Raw genomic sequence first — 14951 nt, forward strand, 5'->3', positions numbered from 1 at the left:
ATCTATTGCGTTAGCACCTCCGCCAGGGCTACCGTTAACGCGAAACGTTCGCATCAAGGTCGGGTTACGTGAGCAGGGAGGACATGTCGTGGCACGTGCACTTGTCGTCGGCGGAGGGATCGCGGGGGACACCCTCGCGCTGTTGCTGGAGCGGGACGGCTGGGCGGTGACGGTCGCGGAGATCGCCCCGGCCCCGCGCAAGGGTGGCCAGACCGTGGACATGCGCGGGGACAGCCGTGCGGTGCTGGCGCAGGCGGGCCTGCTGGAGCAGGCGCTCGGCTGCCTGATCCCGCAGGCCGGGGCGGCGTGGATCGACGCGGGCGAACGGCGGCTGGCCGCGATGCCGGTCGAGGCGTTCGACGGCCGGGGCCTGGTGTCGAAGGAGGAGCTGCTGCGCACCGACCTCGCCCGGATCATCCACGACGCGGCCGGCCCCGGCGTCACGCACCGCTTCGGTGAGACGGTGGAAGCGTTGGAGGACCGGGGAAACCGCGTGCTGGCGCGGTTCCGCACCGGCGGCGAGGAGGAGTTCGACCTGGTGGTCGGCGCGGACGGCGCGCACTCCAAGGTGCGCGCGCTGCGGTTCGGCCCCGAGGAGGCGTACCGCAGGCCGCTGGGCCTGGCGCACGCCTGGTTCACCATCACCGAAAAGCCCGGCACGCCAGGTCTGGACGGCTGGTTCCTGATGCACAACGCCCCCGGCCGCCGCATGGTGGAGGCCCGCCCGGGCCACCCCGGCCAGCAGGAGGTCGGCCTGACCTTCGCCGCCGAGACGCTGCCGTCGCGCCACGACCGCGAGGCCCAGATCGCCTTGCTGGAGCGCACTTTCGCCGACGTCGGCTGGCGCGCGAAGGAATTCCTGGCCGCGGCCCGCGAGGCCGACGACTTCGCACTGGACACCTTCGACCAGGTGCACATGCAGTGCTGGCACGAGGGTCGCGTGGTCCTGCTGGGCGACAGCGCCTGGTCGGCCAGCCCGCTGAGCGGGCTCGGCACCGCGCTGGCCCTGCGCGGCGCGGCCGAGCTGGCCGCCGCGTTGCGCGAGCACGCTCAGTCCGTGCCCGCCGCACTGGCGGCGTTCGAGGCGGCGATGCGCCCTCGCGTCGTCTCCGCACAGCAGCTCCCGCCCGGCCGGGTGGCCGCCGCGGCGCCGAAGACCGCGCTCGGCATCTGGTTCAACGCCTTGGTCATGCGCACCCTCCAAGCCCGGATCCTGCGCCCGGTGATCAATCGGGCCTTCGCCGGCACCGAGCACGGACGCACCGCGGAAAACCAGTCAGCGCAGGCGAAAACGGCCGCGGTGGGGTAACCGATACCGTGACCTCATGAAGATCGATCTCACGGACCGCGGCGAGGACTTCCACCTGTTCTGGACCGAACGCCGTCTCGCCAGCCTCACCACGGTCCGCCCCGACGGGACCCCGCACGTCGTCGCCGTCGGGGTCACGGTCGACTTCGAGACGGGCATCGCGCGGGTCATCACGTTCGACGGCTCCCACAAGGCGAAGCTCGTCCGCGCGGCCGGGGAAGCCGGTGTCGCCGCCGCCGTCTGCCAGCTGGAGGGACCGCGTTGGTCCACTTTGGAGGGACGAATGACGCTCAAGGACGATCCGGCGTCCGTCGAGGACGCGGAGAACCGTTACGCCGCGCGGTATCGGCAGCCCAAGCCGAATCCGCAGCGGGTGGTGCTGGAGATCGCCGTCAAGCGCGTGCTCGGGAACGCCTGAACCCGTCAGGCGAACAGCGCCAGCAGCCCTTCGGCGCTGCGCACCACCACGTGCGCGGCGGCACGCTCGGCCGGCGGGCGGTCCGGGCGTTCGGCTTCGTGGCGCCAGCGGCGGACGGCGTCGATGCCCGCGGCGTAGACCTCGCGCGGGTCGGCGTCGGGAGCGAGGCCCAGCCGTTCCTCCGGCGTCGTGCCCTGCGCGCCCAGCAGCTGCACCGCCTCTTCCGCCGGGTCGCCGGACAGCGCGGTGCGGCCGCCGCGGATGTCGGCGATCAGGCGCAGCTCGCGGAAGTCGTGCGCGGTGGCGGCGAAGCGCTCGACGCGCGCGGCCAGCCGGTCGCCGTGCGGACGGGGTTCGGCCTGCAGCACGGTTTCCAGCCGCACCACCGCGGTGCGCGCCTTCAACGCGTCGGCGCGCGCGGCGAAACAGCCCGCGATCGTGTCACGAAGCTCACCCAACCCGCTGCGGCGCACGAGTTCCGCGGACAGCTTCAGCTGGCTGTCAGAGCCCGTGCGGATCAGCGTGAGGGCCAGCCGCACACCGAACAGGCCGAAGCGCGACACCAGCGAGCGCCGCGTATCCACCGACACCGGCCCGGGAAACGCCGGATCGGTGAAGGAGTCCACCGAAATCAGGTACCGCTCCAGCTCTTCGCGTGGCACAGCGGCGAAAGCGGCCAGCAGCTCGAACTCGTCGTCGTCGAACGCGCGCGCCCCGTACGCGAGCTGGCCGGCAACGGCGATCACGCCCTGGGACCCGCTGCACAGCGGGTCCTCGCGCCACGCGCGCCGCGCGAGCTGCTTCGCGGTGAGAAGCGCGTCGATACGGCCCGCGCCCGTCTCGTCGGCGCGCGCGAGCACCAGGACCGTGTCCACGGCCGTCTGGCGCGCGAACGCCGACCGCGCCGGGGGAAGCGCCGCCGCCAGCTCGTCCGGCTCGAGGTGCCGGAACAGCCGGACGGTGGCATCGGTGAGCGTGCCCGGCGGCGGATCGTCGAGCAGCGCGAGATCGCGTAACGCCCGCGTCGGCCAGTCGCCGAGTGCCGCCGCGAGCGTCGACTTCCCCGTGCCGGCCGCGCCGGTGATGCCGACGCGCAACGGCTGTTCGAGGTGCTCCAGCGCCTCACGCAGCAGCCCGGCCGCACGCGGACTGTCGCGGTAGAGCGAAAAAGCGTCGGCCAGCAGGCCCCGGACGTCCTCGGTCACGCGGGCAGCTCCCGTGGCGCGCGGCCCGCGAGCAGGCCCAGCTCCCCGGCACGCTGGTGCAGAGAAGCGAGCCGCTCGATCTCCCGCCGCAGCCGGACGGTCCGGCGCTCCCGCTCCGCCGACCCCGCGATGATCGTCTCGCGCTCCCGCGCCAGCTGCTCGGACAGATCGTCGGCGAGCGCGGTGAAGTGGTCACGCAGTTTCCGCTGCACACCGCGGATCGAGTCGCGGCAGTCCTTGCTGAACCGCAGGAAGACGTCGTCGACGTGGCGCTGGGCGGTCATCTTCGCCACGGCCTGCCGTCGCTGCAGCCGCATGCCGCCCTCGTCGCTGATCGTCTTGGCGGCGAACGCCGCGCCCGCGGTCAGCGAGATCGGGTTGAGCAGCGTCAGCCCGGCGAGATTGGTGATCAGGCCGAACATCAGCACACCGCCGTACGAGCCGCGCAGGCCGGTGAACAGCTTCTGGCCGATCTTGAACCGCTCGATGCGCGGCTGGCGGACCTCGCCGATCAGGTCGGACCCGGAATCCGCGAGCCTCAGGTCCGGCTGGTCGTACTGCTCCCCGAAGCTCACCGCGACGGCCTGCGCGATCCACTCCGCCCGCTCGGCGGCCCAGGTGTAGTTCGTCTCGACGGCCTTGGCGAGCGTGTCGTCGAGCCACGGCCCGAACTCGTCCCACAGCTTGATCGGGTCGCCGCGGTCGAAGGTCTCGTCGATGACCTCGACGATGTGCCGGGTCCGCTCACGCAGGTCGTACTCGGCGTCCGACATCAGGTCGGCGATCTCGTCGGAGAGCAGGTTCTGCCAGCGGGTGTTGCGCCTGCGCAGGTCGTCGGCCTTGCGCTGGGCGCGGTGCAGCAACGTGGTCTGGTCGACGCCCGCGTCCTTTCCCGCCGCCTCGGCGCGGGTGCGCAGCGTCTCGACCAGCTCCGCGGCCGCGGCCCGCACACTCACCGCGGCGAGCAGCGCGCTCGACCGCTCCGCCGGGCGCGCGACCTGTTCGGCGATCCACGACAGCAGTTCCGGGAAACCGGAGCGGGCATTCAGCTCCTGGTCCCCCGTTTTCGCCGCGGCCTGGCGGACCGTGGCCGAGACGGGCAGCACCCGCGCGTCGATGCCGGCGCCGGACAGCGCCGTGCGGTCCTCCTCGGCGACGGCGCGCCAGCTCGGGCAGACGTCGACCTTGGTCAGGGCCAGGATCACGTGCGGGCACCAGGTGCGGACGTGGTGGGCCAGCGCCAGCTCGGCCGGGCTGAGCGCCGTGGTGGCGTCGGAAACGAGGATCACGGCGTCGGCGTCGGCGAGGACGTCGAGGGCGGCCGCCGTGCGGGCCGAGCGGGGATCGCCGATGGCGGGGGTGTCGACAAGCACCAGGCCCGCGGAGAGCAGCTCACGCGGGACGCCGACTTCGACGCGGCGCAACGATCCCGTGGGCCGCGCGCCGACTTCACCGGTCATCCGCTCGACGGCGACCGGGATGCGCTCCTCGGCGCGCCCGATCAGCGTGGCGGCCGGCTCGGCGGCGTAGCCGATCTCGACCGGCACCGCCGGGGTGGGCGCGTCACCGACCGCGCAGACCGGCGCGTTCAGCACCGCGTTGACGAGATAGCCCTTGCCCTGCTTCGGAAAGCCGAGCACGGCAACCCGGGTCCCCCCGGACGGCCGGTCCCGGCGGCGGCGGAGGCGTAGCGCCAGGTCCTCGCGGCCGTGCGTCCGGCAGGCGTCCAAGGTCTCGTCGAGCACTTCGAGCCAAGGTGGAGCGGTCACGACCAAGCAGTGTCCCCCGTGCACGCGGAGTATTCGAACCGGGTGGTGGCTCCGCGGTCGCACCCAGACCGCGGAGCCACCTCCGTCAGACCTCTGCTCAGAGGGAAAGGTGCAGGTCGCCGCCACCGTGCTGCGACTCGACACCGGCGTGGAGGCCGAGGCCGCCCAGCGCGTCGTGCAGCGGGGCCGTCACCGTCGAGACGGTGTCGTGCACCGCGCCGACACCGGCGTCGGTGCCGCTGTGGACCGCGTCGGCACCGGTGTAGCCCGCGTCGGTGCCGGTGTGGACCGCGTCCGTGCCGCTGTCGGCCCGCTCGCCGAGGTCCGGCGTGGGCACGGCCGACTGCGCGCCGTGGGCCAGGCTGCCGGCGGCGTGCTCCAGGCCGGCGGGGCTGAGCGCCCCGGCCAGGTGGCCGACCGGCGCGGTGAGGTGACCGGCCAGGTCGCTGACGTGGCCCGCGATGCCGCCGCCGGCCTCGGTCAGATGACCGGCCAGGTCGCCGACCGGCGCGGTGGCGCCGGTGACGTCCGGGATCTGCGAGGTCAGGCCGCTGACGTCCGGGACCTGCGAGGTCAAGCCGCTGACGTCCACCGGGGACGCGTGCTCGACCGCGCCGACGACGTCGCCGCCCAGGTGCTGGACCTGCGAGGCCGCGCCGTTGGCGAGGCCGCCGGCCTTCGCGACGGCGTCGGAGTCGAGGCCGTTGGAGAGGTCGTTGCCGAAGGAGAACGAGCTGGCGGGGCTCTGCGCCAGCGCGGTGACGCCGGCGACGGTGTTCTGCACCTCGCCGAGGCCCGGCAGCGCGGGCACGCCCGGCAGCGCCGGGATCGCGGGCACGCCGGGCTGGGCCGGCAGGGTCGCGCCCGGCAGGGCCGGCAGCGCGGGCAGGCCCGGGACCGCGCCGATGGGCAGGTCGCCCACGGGCAGGTCGCCGACGGGCAGGTCGCCGATGGCGGGCAGGGCCGGCAGCGACGGGGCGTCGACGGCGGGCAGGCCGAAGGACGCGGTCAGCGCCTGGAGCTGCTCGATCGCGCCCTGCGGGCCGTCGGCCAGTACCCCGGTGAGGTCGCCGGCCTGCGGCAGGTGGCCGAGCGAGGTCAGGTTGTCGACCGGCACGTAGTCGAGCACGAGCGGCATGACCTCGTGCACGTCGGCGGCACTGATGTCACCGAGGCCGGCGGCGGCCAGCGCGGCCTGCGGGTCCTGGCCGAACGACGCCAGCGCGGCCGGGTCGCCGAGCAGGTTGAGCGTGAAATCGTGCAGGGTCTGCACCGGGTCCATGGGGAGATCTCCAGATTTGTTCGTCTGTACGGGGGATTGACCGGACCGTCTCCGGTCTGGGTGGCGCTCAAGGTAGGGACCCCGGACCCCCGCCTACATCGGGGTTTACTCCCAGTCGCGACTCGCTCAGCCGTTAGGGAGTCGATATGAGATCGTTAGGGGGTTAGGGGCTCGATCGGGCGAGCCGATGTTGGGCCGAATCCCACCGTCTGGCTTGCTCGAATGACCCTTACGGGTGAGGATGGACTACCCCTAGTGGTCCCTTAGGCCGATTGGCGGCCCCCCTGTCCAACGAAGGGAGGAAGCGGCGTTGCCCTACGTGCTCGGCATCGATGTCGCCCACGCCCGGACCCACGCCGCCACCCGTCTCCGGCGAGGAGACGGCTGGGAGGCCCCCGAACCGCTGTGGCTGGGTGAGCAGACCCCCGCTGCCGCGTCCGCGCTGTTCCTCGACGACGAGGGCTACCTGCTGACCGGCGATGCCGCCGCGCGCGCCGGGGCCGCCGTGCCGTCGCGCCTGCTCACCGGGTTCCACCGGCGGATCGGCGACGACGTGCCGATGCTGATCGAGGCCGACGCGTTCTCGCCCGAATCACTGACCACCGTGCTCGTCGAGGGCATCGCGGAGCACGCGGCCACGCAGTTCGGCGGCACGCCCCGCCATCTCGTGGTGACCCACCCCGGCGACTGGGGCGACTACCGGCGGGACCTGCTTCGCCGCGCGCTGGCCGAATCGGGGTTCACGGCGGTGACGCTGCTGCCCGGCTCGATCGCGGCGCTGTACGCGCACCTGCCGGAGCCCGGCGCGGGCGACCAGACCGCGGCCGTCTGCGAATTCGGCCCCGACGGCGTCACGGTCACCCTCGCGACGGCGTCCGGCGCGAGCGGCTGGGTGTCGCGGACGAGCACCGAGGGCGTCGCCCCCGCGGCCGCCGTGAGCACTGCTTTCGCACTCGCGCACTCCGCTTCGGTCACGCCGGATTCGTTGGCGGGCATCGTGTTCTGCGGCGAGCCCGGCCCGGGCGCGCTGCCGGGCCGGCTGCCCTGCCCCGTGTTCGCCGGTCCCCGGCCGGCGCTGACGGCGGCGTTCGGGGCGAGTAGCCTCGCCGCCCAACGGACGAGCCCGCCCTCGCGGCGGGAGCGGCCGGCCGCCGAGACCACCCTGCTGCCCCGTGTCGACCACCCGCCCGAGCTGACCGAGCGGCCCGCCCGGCCGCCGGTCGACATCAAGCCGTTCGAGCTGCCCGAGCCGGAAGGGGCCGCGAAGCTGCTCAAGCGGTGGCGACCGCTCGCCGCCGCAGCCGCGGTCCTCGCGATCGGCTCCTCCGTCCTGATCGCCACCCTGTCGTCCCACGAAGCCACCGCAGACAAGGGAAACACCCCGCCCCACTCCGCCACCCTGAGCTCCTGCGCCCGCCCCGGCGCGGCCCCCACCGGTGAAGGTCACTGTTGAACGCACTGCTGGCGAAAACCGGCACCGAAGCCGTCCACCCCGTCGCTCGCCGGCTCCTCGCCGAGCTGGCCGATGCCCCCGCGACACCCGCGAGGCTGGTTGTCGTCGCCCCCGGCGGCTACGGCAAGACCGCGCTGCTCGGCGCCCTCGACCGCGGTTACCGCGCGGCCGGCGTCGAGGCGACCCTCGTCGACGACGCCGACCAGCTCGGCGAAGAGGACCTGGCGAGACTGAGCACGCTCGCGACCACCGCCGAGGGCCCGATCGTGCTGGCCCATCGGCCGAACGCCGGTTCGGAGGCGTTGCGCACGCTCGGCGAGGCGTTCGGGCGGCAGGCACCGCAGATCGTGCTGACGCCGCTGGGCCCCGACGAGGTGGCCGCGCTGGCCCGGCAGCTCACCGGCCGGTCCGTCGACGCGAAGACGGCCGCCGCGCTGCACACCCGCACCGGCGGGGTCCCGCGGCTGGTGGAGCGCGTGGTGACCGGCCGGCTGTCGGACTTCCGCGCCGAACTGGCCGAGCTGGACGAAGACGTGCTGCGGTACCTCATCGCCGCCGAGGCCGGCGCGGGCCGGAACCTGGACCTGTTGTGCGCGCTGCTCGGCCGTTCGCCGGACCGGCTGCCGGAGATCGTCGACGGCGCCCGCGCCACCGGTCTGCTCGACGCCGAGGACGCGCTACTCCCCGTGGCCGCCGAGGCCGTCCGCACGTACGGCCCCCCGGCGCGGCGGCTGACGGCGTTGCAGCAGCTGGTGGAGCTGCAGCTGCGCAACGGCCTGCCGGTGCTGGAACTCGCGAAGTCGTTGCTGGACACGGGAAGCTCCGGCTCCAGCGCGGCCGCCGCCTTCGCCGCCGCTGCGGGCGAAGCCCTGCCGACTGATGCGAAGCTGGCCGCGAGCCTGTACGAAGCCGCTTCGGAGGCTGGCACGCGCGACGCGCTGGTGACCACGGGCTGGGCCCGCGCCGCCGCGTTGTCCGGCGACCTCGACACCGCCCTGCGCCTCGGCGACGGCATGCTGAGCGCTGCCGACCTCGACACCCGGGCCGCGGGCGCCGAGATCGCCGCCACCGTCCTCGCCCACCGCGGCGAACTTGCCCGCAGCGCCGAGCTGTACCGCTGGGCGGGTCTCTGCGCCGCGGAGCCGAACCCCGACAGCGCTGACGGTGCGGACGACTTCACCGGCCCTTCGCCCTCCGCGGGCGAGGGGTACCGGTGGACGGGACAGGGCGCGGTGAACGCGTTTGCCGCGATCGCGCTGGTCGGGACCGGCGAGCTGGCCGGTGCGCGGGAAGTGCTGCGGACGCCGGCGCCCGGGATGGCGCCGACGCTGTTCGCGGGCGCGGCGAGCCGCACGGCGGACGGGATCGCCGAGTCGGTGACCGGGCACGGGACCGAAAGCCTGTCGACGCTGGTCGGGGCGGCGGCGATGCTGGAGCCGTCCGGGGGCGGCGCGCCGTTGCCGGACAGCCCGGCCGCGCTCGCGGCGATCGTCGGGCTGCACACCGGTGAGCTGGGGCTCGCCGAGTCCGTGCTCACGCGCGCGCTCGCCAGCGAAGTCGGCGGCGACCTGCTGGCGACGCGGCACCGCCTGTTGCTCGGCTGGGTCGCGATGACGGCGGGCAACCTGAGCACGGCCGACGAGCACCGGAACGCCGTCGCCGCGTCCGGCCGGCTCGAGGCCAGGGACGAGCTGTTCTTCGCGACGCTGGAGCTGGGGCTGGCGCGCCGGGCGAGCGACCTCGTCGGGCTGCAGCGGTCGTGGGACCGCGCGTACCAGGCGTCGATGCGGCAGCAGACCGACCTGTTCACCCTGCTGCCGCTGGGTGAGCTGGCGATCGCCGCCGCGCGCACCGGCGCGCACGCGAAGCTCGCCCGTCAGCTCGAACGCGCCCACGAGATGCTCGACCGCCTCGCCAACCCTCCATTGTGGACGGTTTCGCTGTGCTGGCACGAGCTGCACGCGGCCATCACGCTGGAGGACCGCGCCACCGTCGAGAAGCAGCTGACGGCGCTGGCGGGCTTCGCGGACTGCGGCCGTTACCCGTCGGCGCTCGCGCGGGCGGCGTCGTGCTGGCTCGCCGTCCTGAGCGGCACCTTCGAGCCCGACACCATCTCCGCGGCCGCCGCCGAGCTGCACGAGCTGGGCCTCGGCTGGGACGCGGCGCGCCTGGCGGGCCAGGCCGCGATCCGCACGTCCGACCGCAAGGCGATGGTGCAGCTGCTGGAAGCCGCCCGCCAGTTCCAGGGCATCACGAACCGGCGCGAGTCCCACGTCCCGGAGCCCACGGCGGGTGCCGGCCTGAGCGCGTTGAGCGAACGCGAGCTGGAAGTCGCGCGGCTGGTCGTCGAAGGCCTGACCTACAAACAGGCCGGCAGCAAGCTCTTCATCTCGGGCAAGACCGTGGAGCACCACATGGCCCGCATCCGGGGCAAACTGGGCGCCACCGACCGCCGTGAACTGCTCGCCACCCTCCGCGAACTGCTGACCAAGCCCGACCCGTCCTGAGCGATTCCCGGGCGCGCCGCCGCGTGCGTCGGGGACCATGCGGCATGCCCACCGATGCCTGGCACCTGACCGAAGACGTCGACGAGTTCCTCGCCCGAGCCCGCGGCTTCCTGCACTCGCGGGCGGCCCTGCACAACACGCCGCTGACCCTGATCGAGAAGCTGCGAGCGGCCGGGGGCGCCGACGGCACCGTCTTCGGCCGGCTGGAGCGAGCGGGCGAGGTCAGCGCTGTCTTCTACCTCCGCCCGTCCCTCCGGCTGGGCCTCACTCCCCTCTCCCCCGGGCAGACGGGCCGCCTCGCCGAGTACCTGGCCGGGCTCGGCCACGCGCTCTCCGGCGTCACCGCGGAGCACGACACGGCCGCTGCGTTCGCCGAGGCCTGGCACCAGCGCACGAACGCATCGCCGACGCCGGGCCAGCGATTGCACCTGTACCGGCTCGGCACGCTCACCCCGCCGGAGCCCCGCCCGGCGGGCCGGGGACGCGCTGCGGGCGAGCCAGACCGCGCGCAGCTCATCCGCTTGTGCAATGAGTTCGTCACCGAGGTCGGGGAAGTCCCGGCCGATTCGTGGGAAAGCTCACGCTTCGCCGACCGGCATTTCACGTTCTGGGAGGCCCCGGACGGAACCCCGGTCTCCCTCGCGGCCAGGACCTCGATGATCGCCGGCATGGTCCGGGTGGACCCGGTCTACACCCCGGCCCAGCTGCGGGGCCACGGTTACGCGGGCGCCGTGACCGTCGAGGTGAGCAGGGCCGCGCTGGCCGCGGGCGCGCGGGACGTCGTCCTGTACACGGATCCGGCCAACGCCACCAGCAACGCCCTCTACCGGCGGATCGGGTACGCCCGGATCACCGACTTCGCCGGCTACGACTTCTCCTAGGGCCGGAGCCGTCAGTCGCGGCTGGGGCCGAAGCGTTCGGTGCGGATGGTGTGCGGGTCGTGGCCCAGCGCGAGCAGGATGTCGGCCACGGTTTCGACGAAGCCGGTCGGGCCGCAGACGTACGTGGTCGGCCCGAAGTCCGCCGGCCAGGCCGCCGTGTTGAGCGTGGCGACGTTGATCCGGCGCGGGATGCCGGATTGGCCCTCGGGCAGCTCGCGTGTGTAGACGTACGTGACGTCCAGCCCCGCGACCGGGCGGCGGAGTTCCTCGGCGTAATACCGCTCGGCCGGCGTGCGCAGGGAGTAGACGAGCCGGAACAGCGCCTTGCTGCCCGCCGCGCGGCGGGCGCGGATCATCGCGATCAGCGGGACGATGCCGGAGCCGCCCGCGACCAGCAGGACGGGCGCCGGGTCGGCGGGGCGCCAGACGAACCAGCCGCCGACCGGGCCGCGGATCTCCACCGGGTCGCCGACCGCGTACCGGCCGGTGAGGTGTTCGGAGACCTCACCGCCGGGCACTCGCTGGACCGTCAGCTCCACCCGGTCACCGTCGGCCGGCGCGGCGAGGGAATAGCTGCGCTGCGCGGTGTAACCGTCCGCGGCGGTGAGCCGGACGTCCACGTGCTGGCCCGCGAGGTGGCCCGGCCAGCCGGGGATGTCGAAGACGAGCGTGCGGGCCGTCGGCGTCTCCGGCCGGGCCTCGGCGAGGCGGGCGACGCGCCACGCTAATCGCCCTGATACCGCTGTTCCCGCCATGGGTCTCCGTAGTCGTGGTAGCCCGCAGTCTCCCAGAACCCCGGGTCGTCCTTGGTGGTGAGCTGCAGACCGCGCACCCACTTCGCCGACTTCCAGAAGTACAGGTGCGGCACCAGCAGCCGGGCGGGCCCGCCGTGCTCGGGCGTCAGCGGTTTGCCGTTGTACTCGTAGGCGACCCAGGCCTGGCCGTCGAGCAGGTCGGCCAGGGGCAGGTTCGTGGTGTAGCCGCCGTAGGAGCGGGCCATGACGTAGTCGGCGGAGGTGGTGAGGTCGCCGATGAGCGTCTCCACCCGCACGCCGCGCCAGCGGGTGTCCAGTTTGGACCACTGCGTGACACAGTGGATGTCCACAGTGAACTTCTCACTCGGCAGCGCGAGCAGCTCCCGCCAGGACCACGCCCGTTTCTCGCCGCTTTCCGTGACGACGGTGAACTCCCAGCCCTCCGTGCGGACCCGGGGGGTCGGACCGGCGGACAGCACCGGGAAGTCCTGCGCGAGGTACTGTCCCGGCGGCAGCCGCGGGTCACCGCTGCGCGCGCGACCGGTGAACCCCGGCGTGACGACGCCCATCCGGTGCTCCTTTCCCTTGCCCTCGCCGGAAAGCCTACCCGCGCACGTGCAGGCCGAGCGAGGTCACGAGCACCGTGGCCTGTTCCGGCGAGACGATCGCCTCGGCCAGCTCCGCCTGCGTCGGGTCGAGCGAGGAGAGGTCGCTGCCGCGCAGCTCGGCGCGGGCGAGCTTGACGTTGCCCAGGTCCGCGCCCGAAAGGTCGACGTCGGAGAAAACGGCGTCGGTGCCGTCCGCCCAGGCGAGGTCGGCCTCCCGCATGCGCACCCGTTCGAACGTCACCCCGCGCAGATCGGCCCGCACCAGCCCGACGAACGACCAGTCTCCTCCGCTCACCTGCAACGGCCGCAGCGAACACTCCTCGAAGCGGCTGCCGACCAGCTTGCAGCCGGTGAACTCGGCGTCGAACAGGTTGCAGCGCTTGAAACTGCACCCGGTGAACGCCGACTGGAAGTGCCGAGACGCGTTGAACCGCACGTTGCCGAACACACAGTCGGTGAACGTCGCCCCGCGGGTGACCGACTCCGTGAGGTCGATCTCGTGGAATTCACACCGCACGAACCGCCGGCCGGTGAACTCCTCGCCGTACCAGTCCTCGCGCCGGAAGGTCCGTTCCTCCTGCACGGGCTCGGCTGGTTCCTGGGCGGCTTCGGGCACGGGATCAGCCTAACCGCCGGTGACGGGGAGCAAAACCACCCCGCCAATCGGCGCAACTTGCCGGGTGACGCGTTTCAGCGTCACCTCGCGGTGGAATTTCACCGGCATGTCCAGATGGCGAGGCTCCACCAGAACCCACACCAGTGCTGCTCGAGTGATCACCGGAATAGGCGCGCTCTTCGCGTTCATCGAAGTGCTCTACCTGGTGATGCTGCTCGCCGGCGCCAACGCGGCGAACGGCTTCTTCGTTTTCATCCGATCATTGGCGGACCCGCTCGCGTTGTTCTGGCCGGGCCTGTTCCCGGTGTCCAACGCCGATCTGGCCGTGATCCTCAATTACGGCCTGGCCGCGGTGTTCTGGCTGGTGGTCAGCGGCATCGTCGCCCGGCTGGTCGGCCGGTGACGGTGATCTCGGCGCCGCCCCGGTAGAAACGCCATACGATGGCCGGATGACCGAAGGCCGAAGGTTCGGCGGCTTGCCGTTCGAGGGGCTGGTGCCGTGGACGGAGCTGGCGGGCCTCGCGGCCGCCGGGCGCTCGCTCGTGCCGGACGTGCCCGCCGCGCTCGCGCGCACCGTCACCGAGCAGCTCATCGGCAGGCGCCTGACCGCCACGGTGGACGGCGCCGAGATGGCCCTCACCCTCACCGAACTCGACTACCCCGCGGACTCCCTGCGGCTGGCGACCGGCCGGATCGGCGACGTCCGCATCGTGGCCGAGAACATCGACTGGCCCGGGACCCCGCCGCTCGCCTTGCGCCGGGTGGTCGTGCTGGCGAAGGACGTGCGGGTGCGCAGCCTGCCCACGCCGTCGGTGATCCCGGCCGAGGTGGGGCTGGAGATCTTCGTCGACGGGGACGTGGTCCGGGAACGGGTGGCGGCGCTGCGCCCCGGGATCGTCGCCACGCCGCACCACGACGGGCTGCGGCTGCGCTCGACGCGGCGTCCCGCGTGGGGGCACCTGACTCTGCTGCCCACAGTGGCAGCTGACACAGTGGTGCTGACGCCGACCACCCTCCACATCGGACGGTGGAAGTTCCGCGCGCCGAAACGGATCCGGCCGATCGTGCTGCCTCTGCCGGAGCTGCCGAAGGGGTTGCGGCTGAACGGGGTTCGCGCCGCCGAAGGCGAACTGGTGCTGGACACCGTCGCGGACGAGTGGCCCGAGCGACTCGCCCGCATCCCGCTCGGTGATCTGCTGAGCTGGCTGACCACGGCGGCACGGACCTTGACCCTGCCTCGGCTCGGCCCCCGTTCGTGACCCGGTCTGAGCCACCGCAGCGGGCTGCCCTGGCCGGCAAGGTCGTGCTGGTGGTCGGCGCCACCTCCGGGATCGGCGCCGCGGTGGCGCGGCGCGTGGCCGCGGAGGGAGCGGCGGTCGTCGCGGCCGGGCGGCGCACCGGACTCGGCGAACACCTCGTCACGGAGATCCGCGCCGCCGGCGGCGAAGCGCTGTTCATCACCTGCGACGCGACCGTGGAAGACAACGTGGCCGCTGCCGTGGAAGCCGCTCGTGCCACCTTCGGCCGGCTCCACGGCGCGGTCAACAACGCCGGCGGTGTCGTCGCCACCGGGCCGCTCGACCAGGTCTCCGGCCGAGCCTGGCACGAGGAGCTGGAGCTGAACCTGACCACCGCGTTCTACGGGCTCAAACACCAGATCCCGGCGATCGGCGCGAGCGGCGGCGGGTCCATCGTCACCAACGCCTCGACTGCCGGCGTGGCCGCCGTGCCGGGCCTGGGCCCCTACACCGCCGCGAAGCACGGCGTCGTCGGCCTGAGCAAGTCCGCGGCGCTGGAATGCGCCGACCGCGGCGTGCGGGTCAACACCCTGGTGACGGGCAACGTCGACACGCCGCTGTACCGCCGGCTGCTCGGTGCTTCCCCGCAGCAGCCCAGCACCGAACTCGACGCGCCCAACCCCACCGGCCGCGTCGCCACCCCGGACGAGATCGCCGGGCTCGTCGCCTTCCTGCTCAGCGACGCCGCCTCCTTCATCACCGGCGCCGCGTTGCCCATTGATGGCGGGGAAACTGCCCGATAGTCGGTAGTAGCACGCGCTGAAACAGCGAGGAATCGGCCATCCGGCCGATAAATGCGCCCCCTCCAGCCAGGTTTCCCACCGCCTGGCCGGAATCCGGCGGCTCATCG

At 73.2% G+C, this 14951-nt stretch carries 14 protein-coding genes; 8 read left to right on the plus strand and 6 right to left on the minus strand.

Annotated elements, in window-relative coordinates:
* The first annotated feature begins 88 nt into the window (after positions 1–88).
* Entirely contained in the window at positions 89–1309 is a 1221-nt protein-coding gene (locus BMY97_RS28650) for an FAD-dependent monooxygenase (protein ID WP_177231590.1), read from the plus strand.
* 16 nt (positions 1310–1325) lie between these two features.
* The gene (locus tag BMY97_RS28655; RefSeq protein WP_091622358.1) at positions 1326–1727 is read left to right on the plus strand and encodes a TIGR03618 family F420-dependent PPOX class oxidoreductase; all 402 of its coding nucleotides are present in this window, start codon (positions 1326–1328) and stop codon (positions 1725–1727) included.
* A gap of 5 nt (positions 1728–1732) precedes the next feature.
* Here the strand turns inward: BMY97_RS28655 and BMY97_RS28660 are convergent, their stop codons facing one another.
* The 3 genes from BMY97_RS28660 to BMY97_RS28670 all read right to left on the minus strand — a co-directional run bounded on the left by BMY97_RS28660 (position 1733) and on the right by BMY97_RS28670 (position 5983).
* Positions 1733–2932, minus strand: a complete 1200-nt coding sequence (locus BMY97_RS28660) for a P-loop NTPase family protein (protein WP_091622360.1) — start codon at positions 2930–2932, stop codon at positions 1733–1735.
* Positions 2929–4701, minus strand: coding sequence for a dynamin family protein (locus BMY97_RS28665; protein WP_177231591.1), 1773 nt, complete (start codon positions 4699–4701; stop codon positions 2929–2931). Before BMY97_RS28665 ends, BMY97_RS28660 begins: the two co-directional genes overlap by 4 nt.
* Before the next feature lie 97 nt (positions 4702–4798).
* Complete coding sequence (locus BMY97_RS28670) at positions 4799–5983, minus strand: IniB N-terminal domain-containing protein (protein WP_091622365.1); 1185 nt, start codon at positions 5981–5983, stop codon at positions 4799–4801.
* Between the two features lie 310 nt (positions 5984–6293).
* On the opposite strand from BMY97_RS28670, the gene BMY97_RS28675 reads away from it, so the two are divergent.
* Genes BMY97_RS28675 through BMY97_RS28685 form a run of 3 tightly spaced genes read left to right on the plus strand, consistent with a single transcriptional unit; the run spans position 6294 to position 10824 of the window.
* Complete coding sequence (locus BMY97_RS28675; protein ID WP_091622368.1) at positions 6294–7436, plus strand: Hsp70 family protein; 1143 nt, start codon at positions 6294–6296, stop codon at positions 7434–7436.
* A complete protein-coding gene (locus BMY97_RS28680) occupies positions 7433–9943 on the plus strand; it encodes a helix-turn-helix transcriptional regulator (RefSeq protein ID WP_091622370.1) in 2511 nt (836 codons plus the stop codon). Before BMY97_RS28675 ends, BMY97_RS28680 begins: the two co-directional genes overlap by 4 nt.
* A 44-nt stretch (positions 9944–9987) precedes the next feature.
* Positions 9988–10824, plus strand: a complete 837-nt coding sequence (locus tag BMY97_RS28685) for a GNAT family N-acetyltransferase (RefSeq protein WP_091622373.1) — start codon at positions 9988–9990, stop codon at positions 10822–10824.
* A gap of 11 nt (positions 10825–10835) precedes the next feature.
* On the opposite strand, the gene BMY97_RS28690 is transcribed toward BMY97_RS28685, so the two are convergent.
* Genes BMY97_RS28690 through BMY97_RS28700 form a run of 3 tightly spaced genes read right to left on the minus strand, consistent with a single transcriptional unit; the run spans position 10836 to position 12803 of the window.
* On the minus strand, positions 10836–11579 hold the full coding sequence (locus BMY97_RS28690; protein ID WP_091622376.1) for a ferredoxin reductase: 744 nt from the start codon (positions 11577–11579) through the stop codon (positions 10836–10838).
* The gene (locus BMY97_RS28695; RefSeq protein WP_091622379.1) at positions 11549–12148 is read right to left on the minus strand and encodes a sulfite oxidase-like oxidoreductase; all 600 of its coding nucleotides are present in this window, start codon (positions 12146–12148) and stop codon (positions 11549–11551) included. Before BMY97_RS28695 ends, BMY97_RS28690 begins: the two co-directional genes overlap by 31 nt.
* Before the next feature lie 34 nt (positions 12149–12182).
* Complete coding sequence (locus BMY97_RS28700; protein WP_091622381.1) at positions 12183–12803, minus strand: pentapeptide repeat-containing protein; 621 nt, start codon at positions 12801–12803, stop codon at positions 12183–12185.
* Between the two features lie 106 nt (positions 12804–12909).
* On the opposite strand from BMY97_RS28700, the gene BMY97_RS28705 reads away from it, so the two are divergent.
* Genes BMY97_RS28705 through BMY97_RS28715 form a run of 3 tightly spaced genes read left to right on the plus strand, consistent with a single transcriptional unit; the run spans position 12910 to position 14844 of the window.
* Complete coding sequence (locus BMY97_RS28705; RefSeq protein WP_091622560.1) at positions 12910–13206, plus strand: hypothetical protein; 297 nt, start codon at positions 12910–12912, stop codon at positions 13204–13206.
* A 46-nt stretch (positions 13207–13252) separates the two neighbouring features.
* A complete protein-coding gene (locus BMY97_RS28710; protein WP_091622384.1) occupies positions 13253–14062 on the plus strand; it encodes a hypothetical protein in 810 nt (269 codons plus the stop codon).
* On the plus strand, positions 14059–14844 hold the full coding sequence (locus BMY97_RS28715) for an SDR family NAD(P)-dependent oxidoreductase (RefSeq protein ID WP_218156902.1): 786 nt from the start codon (positions 14059–14061) through the stop codon (positions 14842–14844). The genes BMY97_RS28710 and BMY97_RS28715 overlap by 4 nt, the downstream gene beginning before the upstream one ends.
* The last annotated feature ends 107 nt before the right edge of the window (positions 14845–14951 follow it).

Origin of the sequence: Amycolatopsis saalfeldensis, from assembly GCF_900110575.1 — a bacterium.
GTDB classification, from domain to species: domain Bacteria; phylum Actinomycetota; class Actinomycetes; order Mycobacteriales; family Pseudonocardiaceae; genus Amycolatopsis; species Amycolatopsis saalfeldensis.